Source organism: Psychrobacter sp. APC 3281 (assembly GCF_030407815.1).
Taxonomy (GTDB): domain Bacteria; phylum Pseudomonadota; class Gammaproteobacteria; order Pseudomonadales; family Moraxellaceae; genus Psychrobacter.
Map to the genome: position 1 here is coordinate 22,482 of NZ_JASDCS010000008.1, position 19,530 is coordinate 42,011.

General features: G+C 43.4%; 10 protein-coding genes. 3 read left to right on the forward strand and 7 right to left on the reverse strand.

What is annotated here, in order from left to right; all coding sequences use genetic code 11:
- Positions 1 to 5 precede the first annotated feature (5 nt).
- The 5 genes from proB to QL886_RS08280 all read right to left on the reverse strand — a co-directional run bounded on the left by proB (position 6) and on the right by QL886_RS08280 (position 7,366).
- Positions 6 to 1,178 (reverse strand): glutamate 5-kinase, encoded by a 1,173-nt coding sequence (gene proB, locus QL886_RS08260; protein ID WP_057759177.1) that lies wholly within the window; start codon positions 1,176 to 1,178, stop codon positions 6 to 8.
- Between the two features lie 78 nt (positions 1,179 to 1,256).
- Positions 1,257 to 2,462, reverse strand: a complete 1,206-nt coding sequence (gene cgtA, locus QL886_RS08265) for an Obg family GTPase CgtA (protein WP_290178326.1) — start codon at positions 2,460 to 2,462, stop codon at positions 1,257 to 1,259.
- A 290-nt stretch (positions 2,463 to 2,752) separates the two neighbouring features.
- A complete protein-coding gene (locus QL886_RS08270) occupies positions 2,753 to 4,195 on the reverse strand; it encodes a glyceraldehyde-3-phosphate dehydrogenase (protein ID WP_290178327.1) in 1,443 nt (480 codons plus the stop codon).
- A gap of 352 nt (positions 4,196 to 4,547) precedes the next feature.
- Entirely contained in the window at positions 4,548 to 5,780 is a 1,233-nt protein-coding gene (locus QL886_RS08275; protein ID WP_290178329.1) for a lipocalin family protein, read from the reverse strand.
- 449 nt (positions 5,781 to 6,229) lie between these two features.
- Positions 6,230 to 7,366 (reverse strand): NUDIX domain-containing protein, encoded by a 1,137-nt coding sequence (locus tag QL886_RS08280; RefSeq protein WP_290178330.1) that lies wholly within the window; start codon positions 7,364 to 7,366, stop codon positions 6,230 to 6,232.
- 293 nt (positions 7,367 to 7,659) lie between these two features.
- Here QL886_RS08280 and QL886_RS08285 point away from each other — a divergent pair, with 293 nt between their 5' ends.
- Positions 7,660 to 7,824, forward strand: coding sequence for a hemin uptake protein HemP (locus QL886_RS08285; protein ID WP_010200173.1), 165 nt, complete (start codon positions 7,660 to 7,662; stop codon positions 7,822 to 7,824).
- Positions 7,825 to 7,955: 131 nt separating this feature from the next.
- The gene (locus tag QL886_RS08290) at positions 7,956 to 8,612 is read left to right on the forward strand and encodes an IS1595 family transposase (RefSeq protein ID WP_045455674.1); all 657 of its coding nucleotides are present in this window, start codon (positions 7,956 to 7,958) and stop codon (positions 8,610 to 8,612) included.
- A 258-nt stretch (positions 8,613 to 8,870) separates the two neighbouring features.
- On the opposite strand, the gene QL886_RS08295 is transcribed toward QL886_RS08290, so the two are convergent.
- Both QL886_RS08295 and QL886_RS08300 read right to left on the reverse strand, forming a co-directional pair.
- Positions 8,871 to 13,865: a translocation/assembly module TamB domain-containing protein gene (locus tag QL886_RS08295; protein ID WP_290178331.1), complete on the reverse strand. Its 4,995-nt coding sequence runs from the start codon at positions 13,863 to 13,865 to the stop codon at positions 8,871 to 8,873.
- Positions 13,866 to 13,950: 85 nt separating this feature from the next.
- Complete coding sequence (locus QL886_RS08300) at positions 13,951 to 17,457, reverse strand: BamA/TamA family outer membrane protein (RefSeq protein WP_290178332.1); 3,507 nt, start codon at positions 17,455 to 17,457, stop codon at positions 13,951 to 13,953.
- A gap of 522 nt (positions 17,458 to 17,979) precedes the next feature.
- On the opposite strand from QL886_RS08300, the gene QL886_RS08305 reads away from it, so the two are divergent.
- Positions 17,980 to 19,311 (forward strand): MFS transporter, encoded by a 1,332-nt coding sequence (locus QL886_RS08305; RefSeq protein WP_290178333.1) that lies wholly within the window; start codon positions 17,980 to 17,982, stop codon positions 19,309 to 19,311.
- The last annotated feature ends 219 nt before the right edge of the window (positions 19,312 to 19,530 follow it).

Below are 19,530 nucleotides of genomic sequence, written 5' to 3' on the forward strand. Positions count from 1 at the left end.
AAGCACTATACAGTCAATGCAAGATTGTCGCGGTGTACCATGACGACACGTTCTTCGCTACTGCCAAAGATCTTATCGAACTGTTCGGTACGCTCACGAGCAACGCGGCGCGCATCATTCGATGAGAAGTTTACCTGCCCAACGGCTATGCGTTCGCCAGTATCTTGGTGGATGATTTCTACCACATCACCTTCATCAAATCCGCCCTGCACTTCTACAACACCCACTGGCAATAAACTTCTATTGTGCTCAGTCAATGCCCTTGCAGCACCTGCATCGACGACCAAGCTACCTGACATACGTAGATGCGCAGCTAGCCACTGTTTACGCGCGATGATTTTATCTTCGTCATTAGTCGTTAGCAATGTACCTACGGCTTCGCCTGATACCACACGGGTAATAACGTCATCGATAGCACCACTGACGATAACGGTAGGACAGCCACCCATTGCAGCAAGGCGTCCAGCACGGATTTTGGTCAACATACCACCGCGTCCAAGCTTACCGCCATCTCCTGCAATATCAAACAAGTAATCCGCCATCGCACGCTCTTGGCGAATCATCTTGGCATCAGGGTTATCACGTGGGTTATCAGTGAAGACACCTTCTTGGTCGGTTAAGATAATGTACAAATCAGCATTCACCATCGCGGCTGCCATCGCACCCAAGGTATCGTTATCACCAAATTTAATCTCATCAATCGTGATGGTATCGTTTTCGTTGATAACCGGTAGTACGCGCCATTCTAATAACTGTGTCAGCGCACCCGTCGTATTGAGATAACGACTACGATTAGATAAATCATCATGAGTTAGGAGTAGCTGCGAGCTTTGAATGCCATGCTGAATCAAAGCTGACCACCATGTTTCAATCAATCCCATTTGACCAATAGAAGCACAGGCTTGTAGTGCGGCTAGTTTCTTGGGACGTTCCTCAAGGTTCATACGTACCACACCTTCAGCAACAGCACCTGATGATACCAGCAGTACCTCAACGCCTTTTTTGTGTAGCTTAGCAATTTGCTTTGCCCACTCATATATGGCAGTACGATCCAGCCCTCGACCGTTATTGGTTAATAATGATGAACCAATTTTGACAATAACGCGCTGAATATCAAAGTTGCGAGTTTGCTTAACAAATCTTGCTTCTTCCATCGTGTTTGCTATGTCATCTGCCATATAAACTCCTTTTTTTCATATTAATTGATTGTAGGGATTAAATTCACAATTCAAGTATAACTGCTCAAGCATACTAGCTTAAGGAACGTACATTACCTCAACGCCATCCTCATCATCGTCGTCAAAATCAGACGCATCCAAGCCTTCACGTGCTGCTTTACGAGCCGCACGATATGCTTCACGCTGTGCTTCAGTGTTCAGACGTACTTCAGCTTCCAAACGCTCAAAACGCTCTTTTTGTGCTTCAGCGAAGATAGGATCTTCTATTTCACGCTCACGCTCAAGTTCGATATCATTCATTAGATGATATTTGACCGCATCAACGCCTTCACCAGTTAGCGTTGCCGTACGGAAGACCATACCAGTCCAACCAAGCTCTGCGACGATATGAGTACAAAGCGCATTCAAATCTTCATCATTAACCTGATCGATTTTGTTTAATACCAAAATCTGCGGTAAGTTGGCCAATTCAGGAGAAAAACGTTCAAGCTCGTTTAAGATAACACGAGCGTTCTCGACTGGATCGCTACCATCAACAGGCTTGACATCAACTAAGTGTAGCAGACGACGTGTACGCGCAACATGCTTCAAGAAGCGAATACCAAGTCCGGCGCCTTCTGATGCACCTTCGATAAGACCAGGAATATCTGCCATCACAAATGAGCGATGACGACCAATATCGACCACACCCAAGTTTGGTACTAGGGTGGTAAACGGATAATCAGCCACTTTTGGTCTAGCAGCAGAGACTTGACGGATAAAGGTCGATTTACCAGCATTAGGCAAACCAATCAAACCAACATCAGCCACTACTTTTAGCTCAAACTTAAGAACTTTTAGCTCGCCTTCAAAACCTGACGTCGCTTTACGCGGTGCTTGGTTGGTCGAGCTTTTGAAATGGGTATTACCCAGACCACCATCGCCACCTTTGGCAATCAGTAGTGTCTGGCCAATCTCAATCAAATCGCCCAATACTTCGTCTGTCTCGGTATCAACTACCGTGGTACCAACTGGTACTGGCAAATAAAGATCATCAGACCCTTTACCTGAACAGTTTCTACTATGGCCGTTCTCAGCACGCATGGCGTCATGACGACGCGTATAACGATAGTCAACTAGGGTGTTGGTGTTGTCTTCTGCAATGACATATACATCTCCGCCCTTGCCGCCATCACCACCATCAGGTCCACCACGTGGGACATACTTTTCTCGGCGAAAACTGGCGATTCCGTTACCACCGTCACCTGCTTTTACCGTTACGACGGCTTCATCAATAAATCGCATCTTACGTTCCTTAATTCACAATCCAGTCTATAAACTGGTTACAACCAACGGTTGTATTTTGGGGTTTTGCTATGTTGTTGCGTCAAAATAAACACTGTATAAAGTCTACTTTTACTTCGTGCCCATGATGACAATAACACCCGATAATCAATCGGACTATCGGGTGTTTAAGTATGACAGTTAAAGTCCTACCAAGCTATTCAAAGTAGTATCTGCTACAGCGCCATTTTTATGACACGATAGCGCTACTATACTTGGTATGACGTTATTGCTCTACTGTATTTAGTAATCTATGCTGGAATCTGAGCGTAGCTTATTCCGGCCATTTGCGTCGCCAAACGCAATACCTGAGTACTATAACCTACTTCGTTGTCATACCAAACATATACGATGGCTTGGTTGTCAGTCAAAATAGTCGCTTGAGCATCGATAATACCAACATGAGTCGTACCAACGAAATCCGTTGATACCGCTTCTGTAGAATCCGTATATGCAATCTGCGACTGCCAAGTGCTGCTGTTAGACATTTTACGCAAGAACTCATTCAACGCATCAGCGCTTGCTGGAGCAGTTTTCAGATTCACGTTCAAGATTGCTAGACTGACGTTTGGTGTTGGTACACGAATAGCGTTACCCGTTAGCTTACCGTTTAGTTCTGGCAATGCTTTACCAACGGCTTTTGCGGCACCAGTACTGGTGATAACCATATTCATCACAGCACTACGACCACGGCGGTCTGCTTTATGATAGTTATCAACCAAGTTCTGATCATTGGTAAATGAGTGAATAGTCTCTACATGACCATTTACAATACCGTACTCATCATTCAATACATTCAGCGTTGGCGTAATCGCATTGGTCGTACAGCTAGCAGCACTAACGATCGTATCGTCACCAACGGTGTCATTGTTCACACCATAAACGACGTTTTTAATATTGCCGCCAGCAGGTGCGGTTAGCAACACTTTTTTCACGCCAGTAGACTGTAAGTGCTTACCAAGGCCTGCTTCGTCTTTCCAAATACCTGTGTTATCAATAACAAGAGCGTTGTCGATACCATAAGCAGTATAGTCGATTTCGCTTGGGTCTTTGGCATAGATAACTTGTACAAAACGACCATTAACGATCATGCCGTTATTATCATCGTCGATGCTGATGCCGCCTAAGAATCTACCATGGATTGAGTCACGCTCAAGCAATGAGATACGCTTAGCCAAGTCACCAGCAGCGGCTGGACGTACAACGATCGCTTTTAATTGTAAACCTTTTGCGCTTGACGGTTGTGACAATAGCAGACGAGTCAAGATACGACCGATACGGCCAAAACCATACAGTACAACATCCGTCGCGCCGTTTACAGCACCAGCGTTGTTGATAGACTGTAGAGCGGTTTGTAAATCAGTATCATTAGCAATCAATTGACCAACATCAATACGAGTAGCTTGGATATCAGTATTTTCTGAGATAACTTTTACCATCGCTAGAGTATCAGCGATATCGATAGCTTTGGCGCCATGATCGCGTAATGCTACTTTTTGATGTAAAGCAAGTATTTGACCAACTGAGGTAGAGTCTAGCGTTTCGCCAAACAAAGTCACTTGTACGTCTTGCTGGTTATAGAGCTTGTTTAGTAGCCCCATAAGCTCAATCGCTTGTTGCTCTTGATTGTTGTAGTTGTTCAAGTGGTCTTGATGTAATTGGCGTAAGGTATCAGCGTTGCTCACGAGAAACATCCTTATGGTCAGTAATGTATGATCAATAAAATATGAAGAAGTGTAAAATAGATAGGTCGTGTATGCTCTAAATGGCGACTCTAATATGATAATCAACCACTATCAATATGGGTTATTGACGCTAGAGTATTTGAATCGCCTAGATTTTAGCCTAAAACGCCTCATTTTGCCAGTAGTAACCGATTAGCTAGCGTGCATAATAGGTTTTACTCTCGTATATAGCTCTTATATATAATTCTCATATACAGCTAGTAATAAAAGTAAAGGCAGCTTTATATGCTGCCTTATCGAGACGTAATGAAATAACAATTGCTATAAGACTTAATCAAAGCAGTAATTCCAGCTACATCTATTATGGTGCTAGATTCACTGTTTGGTTGCTCTGCGACGTCAAGGTAAACTCTTTTAAGTCATAACCTTGCTGCTGAGCAATTTGACGATATTTGGTATACGTTTCCTGACTGATGTCTGGCGAGCGTGCTAATAGCCATAAGTATTTTTTATCAGGTGTCCCTACTAATGCGGTTTTATACTCTGCATCACGTGCTAGCACCCAATAATCAGCACGGCCGACTGGAATCCAACGAATCCACTTCGGTAAGAACGTCACTTTTAGTTTGCTGCCGCTTTCATCGACTGGCTTAGCCAAACCTTCTGCGACGATACCTGACCCATCTTCAGCCACACACTTATTAGTAACCGTGATTCCTGAGCCGTCATCTTTTTGTGCATAGTTGGCGGTCACATCACCAGCACATTTACGCTGAAAATACATCGGCAAACGGCCAATCTCATACCAAGTACCTGCATAAGTGTTCAGATCTACGCTATCTACGGTAGTTGGCGTGCTTGCAGATTTATGAATAATATCACTTGGCTTAACCGATAGTACATCAGTCGTGGTCTTCTCACTCATCGCATCATCAGACATTCCATTAGTTGCCGAGTTATTAGTCCCCATGTTCACTGGCGGCGTGGCCGCATAGGCTGAGAACGCTGCTAACGGTATAATAATCGCTAAAGCAATGCCTGTATGTTTTATCAGTCCATTCATAAATATGCGCTCCGGTATTTCTTTGTAGGATGAATTATTTGTTGATGCATCACTCATTTGCTCAGCGTCGATGGCGTGTTCAGAACTACTGTTTAGATTATCTATTTGATCCTCTAACAGTCCCGACATTAATGGCTCATCTTCGTTCAGCTTTTGTGGGTGCTTATTTTGCGCTGATTTATAGCCAGATGATTTGTAGCCACTAGCCACGTCATGATTGTCCTCATTGCTATTTTTTAGATCTTTGCTTATCTCATTGTCACTCATAGCTGACTCTTTTGCCCTAGGGCTTTTGTCGGCGCTTTTGTATCCAAAATAGCTGTCTTGCGAAGACGTGTCTTTTGCCAGATGGTGCGAATATTCGCCATTCGAGCTGTCGTGATTATAGCTAGCATCGTTACTAGCTTGGTTTGTCTGTTGCGTATCATCGCCATATTCATTGTCATTGAGCGATTGCTTAGGCTGCTGAAGTTGAGAACCAGCTGCCTGTGAATCAGTCCATGCTGACTCAGGTAACTTATTGGTTTTCATAGGAGTACCATTCTTAAATAGTGATTGTTAAAAACGCTTTATGTACGGCATCTATTTGGTCTCGTTTTCTAAAAGCCATTTGCTTTGGTATAAATTATTCGTGCAAAACTTGACTCTACAAAAGCTTTTTTATTATTATATTTTGAACATCACTTTTGATCAGTCACTCGTCTATAGAAATAAGATCAACGTATCGTAGATATGCAATATATATTAAGGACAACTGGACTATTAAAACAGTAGTGCAATGTAGGAAAACGCAACGGTTTGTAAGTAACTATGGGGTTTGAGTATTGTTTGAACACATCATAACCACACAGTTACTTGCTGGATAACTAAGTTAAAAATCAGTTATTTGAACTTACTAAGCTTAATACGCACGTCTAATACGAGTCACATTCAGGCACATGACACCGTAGATTGCCTATAGCTTTCTTGAGTCATGCGGATTATATGAACTGACGAATACCTGCCACACTGATACCGCCATACTGCAATGCTTGGTTGAGCATAGCAGGTTCTAGCCCGCCTAACCCAATGACAGGCATATCAGCTAACTCTGCTAACTCTGACCATGCTTCCCAGCCAAGCGGTGCGTCATCAGGATGCGTTTGGGTGGCGAGCACAGGTGATACGAAAGCACCAATCACTGGTGGTAATGCATTCTGTATACGCATGCTGGCAAGTTGATTGGCTGCCGTTATGCTCGCAATGTCATGGCAGCTGACGATAAGCTGATAGTCTTTAGATAACGACTGCGTGAGAGCTGTAGAACTGCCTACCTCATTGAAACACTGCATCAGTGTCGAGTGTGTTAAATGCTTAGCAATTATCCGCTGGCCAGTTTCTGTCTTCTTAGCAGTTAGTGAGCCCTCAATATCTAAAGGTTGTTCTTTGTCATTAGGTAAAATCGCTAGAATATCTGGGCGTGATGTTATCAATTGCTCAGCAAGATGCTTAGAATTTGCGTCCTTCAAGCGGATATATACCCATGATTCTGATGCTAGGTTTTCTTGGTGATACTGTAGCCATGCCGCTGCTGCATCAGTGTGTGTGCCAAAATGTGCCAGAGGATAAGTAATCACTATCTTCGATGGGAGTTTCAACCATTCAAGGATTGTCTTATTAGCAGCGGGCAAATGATACTCTCCTGCCAAAAGCTGCGATTTGCTTACCCAAGTTAATGCCTGCCCTTCTAAACCCTGCTCACGGTGTTTATGCTGCTCGTACTGCTCTTCTGTCAGCTCAATCTTATAAACCTGTAAGCTGACTTGCTTGTCGCCATAATCATGATGCAAACGCCCAAGCTTAACGATAGTATTATTATCAAGCAGGATACCTGTCTCTTCAGCTACCTCTCTTATCAACGCCTGCGCTGCTGACTCATCTGCTTCTATCTTTCCGCCAACGAACTCGTAACGATTTCCTTGATGCTGAGTAGCATCTCGAAACCCAAGCAAATACTGATCTTTATAATGAATGACAGCCACTGCAACATTTACGATGCTGGGTTTGTCAGTTTTAGTCTTACTGTCTGTCTTACTTTCTGGCTTCGTCTCTGATTGTTGATTTGACTCGTTCAACATACTTATATCCTTTATTTCGGTATTTACTCTGATTATTCTTGATAATTTAATAGTTCTTATAGACTAGATGATTTATTTGGATTTGCCACCTAACTTATTAATTTATATAGATAAAAAATTCATTTGAGATGATTTATAACAGTAAACTTAGATAAGTTTACATAATAACTGCATTTTATTTTATCAATTACCTTGCAAATTCATTAAATCTAAATGATAATTATTATCGTTAAAAACAATTACGCTATGGTTAGCTAATTTTTTAAGCCACTTCTTCTCAAAAGGAATTTACTATGAGCATGGTCATCTCTCGTTATCTAAACTGTCGTGAAAACCGTCTGCCTACTTTGCAATCACAACATCTATTTGCACTGACTAAAGAGGTACGTATCGAGCATGAAGGCGAAGAGTATCGACTACGCCTAACTCGCAACAATCGCTTGATTCTAACCAAATAACGTCTATTTCAGTGATACCTTTTTCAATACTTCTATAAAAAAACGCCTTCATTATGAGGCGTTTTTTTGCATGCTATAAAACTTAAAAATAATGGGGCTGTAGTAGATAAGCACTATGCTAGACTACTTTTATGAAGATAACCCGTTGTAAACTAAGTAAAAAAGCACAGCGAAGGCTGTTAGAGTTTTTTACGGCTGAAGTGACTGCTAGAACAGCCGCAGATTTGCTTGATATTCAGCCTAATACTGCTGCACTTTTTTATCATAAAATAAGACTTGTGATAGATTACCATCTCTCATTAGAAGCTGATGAGCTTTTTGATGGTGAGGTCGAATTAGATGAAAGTTACTTTGGCGGTGTACGCAAAGGCAAAAGAGGTCGCGGGGCAGCTGGTAAAACCGCTGTATTTGGTATTCTAAAACGAAACGGTAAGGTTTATACCATTGTCGTAGCAGACACCAAACAGACTACCCTAATGCCTGTTATTAAGCGTAAAATCAAGCCTGACAGCTTTGTTTATACGGATAGCTATCGAAGTTACAATGCATTAGATGTGAGTGAGTTTAAACATTTCAGAGTCAATCACTCTATAGAGTTCATTTGCGGTAAGAACAATCACATCAATGGCATTGAGAACTTCTGGAATCAGTCCAAACGAACACTCAGAAAGTATAATGGGATTAATAAGAAGAACTTCCATTTGTTTTTAAAAGAGTGCGAGTTTAGATTCAACTATGGCTCACCATCTAATCAGCTGAAAACCTTGAGAAAATGGTGTGATATTTAATCCTTATCTACTACAGCCCCAAAATAATTTCAAAAGCGCTCTCAGCTGACATCAATTAGAAAGCAGTCGTCTTACTAGGGCGTGTCCTCATTTTAAAAATGGTGATAAAAATGAGATAAATCGCAGTCAAACAAGGAAAATAGCGCAGATAATATCGAGATATTAGTCAGCTATTTGACGCCATTTGGCAAGATTTAGCCATTTTTAACCCATTTAGATAACTATCGATTGAATTGAGGACATGCCCTAATAAACAATTTAGAACTGCCAACTATAGACCACATCTACTGCATTCTCCGCTGCTGAGCTTGCTTCTACATAGATGCGGCGCGTCAATTGATAACGAACAGAAAGGCTATTTTGCGCATTGAAAACACCCACACCATAGCGAATGTATAAATCAGGGGTCACGTAACCTGTGACGTTGACATTGGTATCTTCGCTACTACCTGAAGCATCGACTGTCAGGCTCTGCAAGCCGAACGCTTGCCCGATTTGATTGGTCAGGCTACGAGTGCCACTCAGACCAAAGCTCAGTCCAGCGGCAGCCAGATTATTGGTCACTTGCGATTTAAACCCTTGCTCACTAATTTGCGTCGCGCTCTTATTATCGATGCGGCCTGTCACCAACGCGTTCATAGCTTGTTGCTGGGTCAGTCCTGCATTGTTAAAGACGATAATATTGGGGCTTTCGGTCGTTCCTTTGACACGCAGACCAACTGTTTTGCCATTAATTGTTTTGGCCGCTTCAATACTCAAGCTCGGCTTCATCACATCACCATTGAAACGAACTTGACCATAATTTAGCTCTAGGCTTTGTCCAAAGGCATTGATATTGGTACGGCGTGAGACCTGTACAACACCTCTGGCACGCATGATACCTGTGCCATTCTGAGTCACATTAATCGCACCTGCCAATGGAATGACTGCGCCAAAACCACGGAAGTTGATATCATCGCCCAAATCAACACCAATATCAGCATTGATTGACCAAGGTTTTGAGATAGCCAGTACTTCATCGATATTACCAATCAAACGACGATCTAGTACGACTGCATCTTCAGTTTGAGTGATGATATCTTCGCTGGCTTCAGGCGGACGAATGGTCGCAGACGGCACACTGATCGCCCCTTTTATATCGACATAACGATCGCCTGGACGCACGATAATATCGATATCAGGATCAATTTCAGCAACCAGTAGTGGCGGCTGAGTAATGACTAGGCCTTCACCGACGATACTCAACTTGGCTTGCAGTTTTTGTTGCCAGTTGACTGTCCCTGATAGTTCGCCTTCACCTGTACCACTATTGAACGTGCCATCAATAGTCGCTTGTGTGCCGCGGATTTTAGCTGCCGCATTTACTTTGGACAGATTCACTGGCAAATCAAGCATGGCTATACGGCCATCAGAGAGCTTTACGTCGCCATAGAACTGCGGTTTGGTTAAAGTGCCGCCTAGGCCACCAGCCATTGTAACGTTACCTCTTAGGACGCGCATACCGGGGAAGAAAGGCTTAAATATTGCAAGATCAAGCTCGTTCAGCACCAGTGCACCGGAGATTGGTTTAGGGTCTTTATAAGGATCGACGATCACCTCAGCATAGCCACGCGCCCCGCGTCCAGTATTGATATCGGTACGCAGCTTGATGCCCTCAGGCACAGACAGAGCAATAAGAGAGACACGCTTGTATGGCAAGGTCATTGATGTGCTTTCGCCGTCTTGAACGAGGCCTATCTTGCCATTGTCTGAGTATAGCGTGGTATTGATAGTTGGAGGACGACCACGTTGCCATCCGACGATTGCTTTACCATTAATCTTGCCATTCCAGTCAATATCTTCTGGCAAGAACACTGAGAATAACGACGTATCTAAATTTTGCAACGCTACATTGACTTCACCTTGGTCTGGTGATGCCACTAATTTTTCACGTAGACAAAGCTTGCCGGTTTGATCCGTGGCCTGCCAACAGTGAGCGGCAAGCTGTACTTTTAAATCACGGTTCTCACCACCCTGATTGTAAGGTAAATTCACAATCAGCTGTGCAGGTTGCAATTGATTCAAAGTCGCATATTTAGATTTAATGCGGCCTTTTCCAATGACACCTGACCAGCTTAGTCTGTCTCGATCAAAACCCCCTTTTAACCTAGCACCGACATCGAGTTGCTTATTGGCCACATTTAGATCGACCACATGAGATTTTTCGGTACCATTAAAAGACGCTTTAACACTATCGAAACTTTGACCAGCAGCATCTAGGCCTTCAGCCGTTACGATTAGCTGACTTGGACTATTTGCTAAGTTGACTAGCTTGCCGCGTACACGGCCTTGACGCAATATAAAGCCAGGTAGCGCGAGTCGCTCACCGACCAAATCAATATAAATAGTAGGCAGTGCTTGACCAACTGGTTGAGACAGCGTAGCGCCGCCCGTGACTTTACCAGCTAATTGGCTAGACAGCTGATCTAGACTGGTGATATTAATTTTGGTTTGTAGCTGTTTGGCATTGCCGTTAGCCGTGACATAGTTATCACCCCAACGCAGCACCAGATTATTAGCGTTTAAGCTATCAATCAAAGCATTCACTTGCTTATATTGTGCTTGGGCATCTTGGGTCTGAAGTTGTTTGAAGTAACTTGCTAAATCTTTAGGCAAACGCATTTTCGCTGATAGGCTGCCTTTGGCACTCAGTTGCTGCCCTTTTAGCATGCCATTCAGATTGACTTGTTTAATATTGACAATCTGCTGCGTGTCACTCCAGCGGCCATCTGTATCAATCGTACCAGTAATAAGGCTTGGGGTATCTTTTAGGAAGTAGCCAATGTTAAAACGATCCATCACTGCGTTGATATCCCACGCAACGCCTTGACGCACATCAACGGTACCGCTGGCATCGATGCTACCTGCCGCACCCACATGACGGAAACGATTGATACGGATTAGCTGACTGTCACCACTGGCTTCTATATTCAGCTTACCTGCTGGCAATTGCTCGGCATCCAATATACCGTTAAAATTTACGGCAAAGCGCTGCAAAGTACCTGCAGTATTTTTACTGTTCTTTGGTGCATTTTGCCATTCGCCACTGGTTTTTAGATCGCCTGTGATTATCGCTGGATTGTTGGGTAAAAAATAACCCAAATTGAACTGATCAAAACGACCATCTATATTCCAGCCGATATTTTTACGTAAGTCGATAACCCCTTTAGCATCAACTGCGCCCGCTTCACCCTTATAGTTCAGCTTACGAATACTAATCAGCTTTGGCGTACCCGCAGCATCGATAGACAGACGACCTTGCGGTACATCTGCTGTATCAATCCGACCATCAAAACGCGCATCAAAGACTGACAGCTCACCACCTACGATATCGACACTGGCATCACCAGCACCAGTAATACCGATAGCACGATCTGCTTGCGACGCATCGAGCTGCGCTTGCATATTAGTGTTGTTTAAAGTAATCACGTGACGTTGACCGCTGACACCATTTTTGGTGATGTTTAGCAATCGACCACGCGCACTTATACTACCTGTTAGGCGCTCAAGCGGTAAATCGCTACGATATTTCTTAGGGAGTAAACCTTTGGTACTGGCATCAATCTGCCATGTCAGTGGACGCTGTTTGCTCGCTAACTGAATCTGCCCTGTACCGGATAAGTCACCTACTATGCCGTTATAATTAAGACGATTGATATCTATAACATCACCAGCCTTACGTATACGTAAATCATAGTTGCCCTTGGGGGCAGCATTTAGCTCATTGATAACGGCATTGGCATCGACTGATAGGGTCGAACCACGAACGATGACGTCTGCCTGCCCACTAGGACTGTCGATATTGCCAATATTGGGTACGTTACGGCGGGTTAAGTTTTTCCAGTTAGCATCAATATACCAAGGCGCGACTTGCTTAGATTTAACAGAAGTTTTACCACGAACCATATTGGCATTGATGTGCTCACCATCGCGCTGACGCAAATCTGCATCAATCTGCGTGTTACCAGTAGAATTCTGCTGCTGATAACGCAGTGACAGCCTACCGTTAAGGGTTTGCGGTGCATAAGCTTTGAAGTCAGTATATTCAGCCGGAATAGCTTGACGAATATCAAAGTTGCTACCCGTCGTACGCACCGTGGCCTCAAAGCTGTCTTTCCAATCTAAAATACCTTGCAACGCCAAACGTCCCGCTGGCACGTCAGCATCTAGGCGATCTATACGTAGCTGACTGTTGGCAATAACGGCGCGGCCTTGGTAATGACCTGATGGAATGTCTTTGGCCGTCAATTCAGTATTGATACGCAATCGTATCTCAGAGATGACACCAGAAGCTGTGGCTGTACCGCTTTGTAGGCGAATGTTTTGGCTATCAGCATAAGGGATAAGAATATTATCCCACTGTAGTTTTGCATCAAACGGCGCACCTGCATCTAGCCCCTGTACTACAAAGTCGCCTTTCACATCGCTATCGTTATAACGACTACGTACTTTACCGACAGTACGTTTAAGCGTTCCCGTTGCAGAGATATTTAACGGGTCGATATAGGCTTTTTCAAGGGCGCTGACTTCCGCAATCGCACTCAAATCTAGTGGATAGTCGCCCTGTAGGTCGATCTCTCCTTGTAAGGCACTGACTTTTACGATATCAGCGTACTGCAGGTCACCACGGCCAACGGTCACCGTACTACCTACCCACGTCAGGTCACGCGCCGTAATATCTTGAATAACGATAGGATCTTTGGTTACTTGCTTATAGGTGATTTTCTTAATTTTTGCTTGGTCAAAACGCAAATTCACTGGCAACTTTAAAGTTTTATAATCAAACGGTTCACCAGTAGGCGGTTTTTTATTGATAATCTCTATGGTCTGGATATCTGCATCGCTTAAATGCACTTCTTTTGCAAATACTGCGCGCCAGCCTATTTTGACGTAGGCCTTATCTACTAATATCTCAAGATCTTCAGTCGCTTCAATATCGATATCAGTGACCCAAATACCATCGCGCAAGTTACCGCGTCCGTATTTGAAATCAATACCTGTCTCAACACTAATTTTTTCTAATATAAACTTCGTACCGGTATCAGTCCCTGCTGCATAAAAGAATATAGCAAACATAATGGCTAGTACGATAAGTACCAATACCAGCAGTTTGAGCAGAAATGACAAAGGATACCAACGCCTAACGGCACGGGCATCACGCTGTGCTGGATCTTCATCTGGAGCATTATTAGGCGGGGTATTTTCTGTCAGCATGACACTCAACTACGTTAAAAAATGAAGACCAGCAATCGGTACGATAAATGATAATTAGAACATTTGGAACTACTACATTGAGCGATTATAACGGTGAACCAATAAAGAAGTGTAGTCGTACTGGAATACTTTCCTCAGTCACGCCAGCTGCCACATCGACGCGCACCATTCCTACAGGCGATGCCCAGCGGATACCGACACCGACACCGACTTTTGTCTCAGTGTCAAAATCTTTGTCGTAGGCATTACCGACATCAGTAAAGAATGCGCCACGGAAACCTGGTTTAAATTCATAGTTATACTCAGCACTACCGACCGCTAGAACCTGTCCACCCGTTAGATAGCCTTTGTCTAATGGTGACAAGCTCTCATAGTCATAACCGCGGATACTCTGATCGCCACCTGCAAAGAAACGCAACTTATAAGGCACATCGTAAAAATCATCCGCCCAGATATAACCGGCATTGGCACTACCTAATACTTGATGCTTTTTGTCTTCGCCAAAGCTATAGATACCACTAACGCCTGCGCGAATAATCGCCATATCGGTATCACTGAATGCGCTATCAGTGCCAGCCTCGATTGAGTAGTACTGGCGCATGCCTTGCGTTGGATTGGTAGCGTTGTCGGTATCTGTTTTATTCATACCATAGCCAAATAGCAGCGCGCGCTGTTTCGGACTTGAAGAGGTAAAGCGGATAGGCAGATCATCTAGCGCTGCTCCATCAACCCCTGTCTCAAGCTCATCTAAGCGGTAACGCACAGAGTAGCTACGGTTCCAGCCAGTGTCACTACGGATATTACGTGCCAAAGCCGCTTTTAGCGTTGTGGTCGACAGGTCGAAGTTGCCTTCGCCTTGGTCAATCACTTCCTCTTCATAAGTAAGACGCCCATCTAACTTATCATCGAGCGGATGATTCCATGGTCGACTGGCATAAACAGCCACGTTTTTGCTGATTCTCGATACTTCTGTTTCTGCACCCGCTTGATAGCCTTGGCGATTGAGCAAGTTGTAGTCTATTTTTGCGGTAGCGCGAACGCCTGTATCTGTTCCATAACCAAGACCAACTTGAGCATCACGTGGTTTATCCGCGTATACAAACACATATAAAGGTACTTTTTTGCTTTCTGCAACGTCTTGCGGCGTTTTACGTCCTGCTAGCGTTGGCGGTACAAAGTTTTCATCAGCGATCAGACTCTTTTCATCAGGGAATATCTTTTGTGCGACATTACTGATTGAGTCACTGATTTTGCCCAATAGATTGTCAGCTTCCTGATCTTTTTCATCAAGCACCCGATCATTCGGCAAGCGGCTTAGTCGCTCTGCTTTTTGTCTGATGGCTTGCAGCTTATCAAGGGTGGCTTCATCAGCTTCAAAATCAATCGCAGCGATATCCGCTTCATTGACTGTCTCGCCACTGTTAGCACTCAGAGCATTATCGCTCTCTACACCTATATCGCTATTATCATTAACCGTATCTTCTTTGCTAGCAGTGACATTTGAAACAGCTGCGCCATCATTGCTATTCAGACCTGTGACGCCATCATTATCTACATTGTTAATATCGTCATCTAATGTGTCGTTACCCTCGGTAGCAGCATTGTCAAACGCTAAGGTACCAGCTTCACTACTATCAGTTGGTGGTAGTATCGACTCGACGTTGACCGTATTAAAGTAACGAGTTGCCGATAAGTCATTACTGAACTTAGTAACTGCTGGACGATAAAACGGCTCGCCCGGCGTAAAGCCATAGAGCTGTTGTAACAACGAAAGCTCTACTGGTAGCTTGTCAGGGTCTTGGGTCAGCGTATTGGTTTCTTTGTCATAGGTAAAAAACACCACATCGTCAAACTCGTAACGATCACCCGTGTTATAAACCAACGAGACATCTGCCTTGTTATCAGGCAAGATGATATCAACGGATTTGTTCAGCCAATACTGGTCAAAATAGCCGTAGGTATTGCTCAAGGACTCTAAAGCCGCTTTACTGCTCTTATAGACACGGTGATTAAAAATATCGCCTTCTTGCGGCGGCAAGTCTGCCTCAAGCGATGCAAACTCTTCTTGCTCACTGCCCTCACCGCGAATCTCAATAATACGGCTGTCTACCAGTACCGGCTCGCCTAGCTCTTCAATCACAACATTGACTGTGTCACGATCAGGTTGGGTCAAACGCAGCTCAACCTCATAGTAACCAACCGCTTTAGCAGCATTCTGTGCCGTCTCACGCAAACGTGGCAATGCCGCAGTAAAGTCTATAACCGACTGAACGGAAGTATCATCAAGTGCTGCTTTGATGTTTTTCATTGGCTGAATGTCGTTGTCAGCTTCAATCAACTGAGCCTTACCGTTAGGAGAGTCTTCAGCGGATACTTGCTCTAGATAAATAGTGGTTTCTACATTTGGCAAAGCCACCACGCCACCGTCGTTAAAAAAGCGATTGTACAGACGCGTCACGATATTACCTCTATTGCGCGCGCGTGGCCGTGGTCTATTGGCTTGTTCGATACTTTGATCGACGGCCTGAGTATCATTCTGATAATCTGGTAGATAGTCATTAGGGTTGATAATATCTGTTGTCGTACCTTCTACATTGGCAGGTACATTCGTACCAGCTATCAGCTCATCACTACTATCATCAGTCGTCAGGCCACTTTCATTCTTAACAAAAGCTTCATTCCTAGCGACATCTTCATTGCTAACAGCGCCACTTACCTCAATCGGACGTGACATCCCTTCAGCTGTGCTCGCCTGTTCTTGCGTTGTTTCATTTCTACCCAACGTATCAAGATTGCTAGGCGCGGGCAAGTTTGTCGCATCTAGCTCTACATCGAGACCAATTGGTGATGTTGTGTCATCTAACGTAGCGATTGGCGCATCAAAGCCACTGTCATTATTGCTAATATTGATACTATCAATGTCTTGAGCATTCTGCGCATCCATTGCCGCTAGCTCACGATCGATCTGCTCAGGGGTCATCATTTGATAACCCTGCTGCTGAATCTCGGTTGCTTGTTGCAACAGGTCATCATTAGAAGCGATTGATTGAGCGTTATTGGGATTATATGAGTTGCTTGGACTATCAGTGAAAGTTTCTAGATTTTGAGTGTTGTTGTTTTGAGCATTGGCATTTTGCGTCGTCGAGTTTTTAGATCCTGACTTTGTCGAGTTGGGTTTTTTAATTCCCAAGCTCTGTTCGCTATAGTCGTCCAATACTGACTGATCAATGATGCCTTGTTCTACTGCTTTTTTTAGACGTAGCGCATCTAGAGCCATATCTAGCTGAGTATCGTCATCTGACAATGTAGCTGATTGCTTGATAGATGCTTGATCATTCGCACTTTGACTATTGTTAGTCTGGTTACTAGCCATTTGACTGCTATCAGTTTGGTCAGCAGCAGATGAGTTGGTGATAGCCGTATCGTTTATATTATTAATGGTATCTGCCATTGCCGCAGGTGCTATACCGAAGAAACTGGTCGCAAGCGCAGTGCACAGTGCAGAGCGTCTGAAATTTTTACGCGGCTCTGCTGGATATGTACCTGGATTATTACTATCGTTTTGGATTATGGCTGTGTCACGCTGCATCATGAGACCCTTGCATGCTCGAGTTGAAGGCTGCTTTATCATCTTTACGTCCTATCAGCTCACGCGGCACAATCTTATTAACGATAACGATCGTCAAGTCTGACCGGTGAATAAACTTATAGCAGTTATCTGCAATTAATGGTTTACTACTTTAATTTTATGACTGGTTATCTATAGTGTCGGCTTTAGCACTGTATGTCTACTGCCTTATAAGGCTACTAGCTTAGAGAAGACTACTAGTTTATAGATAGCGTTGATGGGTAGCAGCCTTTGTTTTCACTACTATTTATACCCTAAAACGCAATCACATAAAATTTATAAATCATAACTTAGTTAAATATCGAATCATAGCATTGACTGCATGTATTTTCACCGAAGCCTTGCTATTATACGGCTTAATATTGATAAAACCTATGCTATATCTTGATATAGTTTTTAATAAAATTTACGATTATTATCATAAAAAAATTGTCGTTCAGCGCCGCGCTTTTCTTTATTAGTCGCGATTTATCTGTAGGAATGTCCATGTCCAACCAGTTTCAGTTATTCAAGCGTCGTCGTTTTAGCGCTATGTTTTTCACCCAGTTTTTGGGCGCATTCAATGACAATATTTTTAAGCAGGCGCTCATACTCGTGCTGACTTATACTGCCGCCAGTAAATTGGGCGTAGAGGTCAGCATCCTTAATAACTTGGCCGCCATGTTATTTATCCTGCCCTACTTTTTGTTTTCTGCTTTGGCAGGACAGATTGCTGATAAGTATGAAAAGTCAAAGCTTACGCAGTTTATTAAACTCCTTGAGCTAGTCATTATGGCAGTTGCCGCGGTGGGTTTTGTCTTTGAATGGTATGCACTGCTATTTGTCGCGTTGTTTTTGATGGGTACACATTCGACTTTCTTTGGACCGATCAAATACGCTTATCTGCCGCAAGCGATGAAAGAAGATGAACTGGTCGGCGCCAACGGCCTTTTTCAGATGGGTACTTCGCTGGCTATTTTAGTCGGTATGATTGTCGCTGGTATTTTGACTCAGCTATCACAATCCCTATATTGGATTAGTGCCACGGTGTTGGTTGTCGCTGTTTTAGGATATTTAGCCGCACGCTATATCCCTAATATGCCAGCGATGCAGCCTGACCTGAAGATTAACTGGAATATTATTACAACCAGCTTAGCCACTGTACGTTACTTATACTCTTTGCCTTTTTTGTTCTTTATCATTCTTGGCAACAGCTGGTTTTGGTTTTATGGGGCGACGTTTTTGACCCAAGTGCCAGAATTCAGCAAGGTAATTTTGCTTGGTGATGAGTCAGTCGTTATTTTCTTACTCACATTGTTTTCTGTTGGCGTGTCGATCGGTTCGGTACTTTGCAAAACCTTGACCAAAAACAAAGTCAGCTTGCGTCTATTGCCCTTTGGTATTGCTGGATTAAGTATCTTTGCTATTGATTTGTATTTTTCACTTTCAGGTTTAGATATAAATGTGAATAATGACACATTACTTAGCATTGGTGATTTGTTTAATATAAGTGGTAGCTGGCGTGTCTTCGCGGATTTATTCTTATTAGGGTTCAGCGGTGGTTTGTATATCGTACCGCTATATGCTTCTATGCAAGCCTACGCACCTAAGAGTCATCGAGCACGTATTGTTGGCGCGAATAATATTTTTAATGCGATATTTATGGTTACCTCAGCGATTTTTGCGATTGTTATCTTAAACGTCTTAGGGTTTACGCTACCGCAGCTATTTTTGGTGACAGGGCTATTGAATATTGTGTTTGGCGCATTTTTATACATCAAACTCAATAAGCATATTAAGTATGCCGTTATCCAAACCAACGATGGTATAGCGCCTTAAATAAGTTTGGCTCCATAGATATAGTCTAATGTTGGGCTGATGACTTCGTCATTATGATAGCTATAGCAGTCTACCAACCATCTATAGATTATTTATGGGCTACCTAGACAGTAATATTCGAGCCGATAATTTGGATTGTTTGTTATAGTAATACGCATTATGCCGTTGCTTTTAGACGGTAACACACTTTATTTTATTGACAGTTTTTAACACCATCAG

Excerpts from the sequence above, each read along its gene's own strand:
- QL886_RS08285 (WP_010200173.1), top strand. The coding sequence starts at position 7,660 with ATGAGCATGGTCATCTCTCGTTATCTAAACTGTCGTGAAAACCGTCTG.
- QL886_RS08300 (WP_290178332.1), bottom strand. The coding sequence starts at position 17,457 with ATGATGCAGCGTGACACAGCCATAATCCAAAACGATAGTAATAATCCA.
- QL886_RS08290 (WP_045455674.1), top strand. The coding sequence starts at position 7,956 with ATGAAGATAACCCGTTGTAAACTAAGTAAAAAAGCACAGCGAAGGCTG.
- QL886_RS08275 (WP_290178329.1), bottom strand. The coding sequence starts at position 5,780 with ATGAAAACCAATAAGTTACCTGAGTCAGCATGGACTGATTCACAGGCA.
- QL886_RS08270 (WP_290178327.1), bottom strand. The coding sequence starts at position 4,195 with ATGTTTCTCGTGAGCAACGCTGATACCTTACGCCAATTACATCAAGAC.
- cgtA (WP_290178326.1), bottom strand. The coding sequence starts at position 2,462 with ATGCGATTTATTGATGAAGCCGTCGTAACGGTAAAAGCAGGTGACGGT.
- proB (WP_057759177.1), bottom strand. The coding sequence starts at position 1,178 with ATGGCAGATGACATAGCAAACACGATGGAAGAAGCAAGATTTGTTAAG.
- QL886_RS08305 (WP_290178333.1), top strand. The coding sequence starts at position 17,980 with ATGTCCAACCAGTTTCAGTTATTCAAGCGTCGTCGTTTTAGCGCTATG.
- QL886_RS08280 (WP_290178330.1), bottom strand. The coding sequence starts at position 7,366 with ATGTTGAACGAGTCAAATCAACAATCAGAGACGAAGCCAGAAAGTAAG.
- QL886_RS08295 (WP_290178331.1), bottom strand. The coding sequence starts at position 13,865 with ATGCTGACAGAAAATACCCCGCCTAATAATGCTCCAGATGAAGATCCA.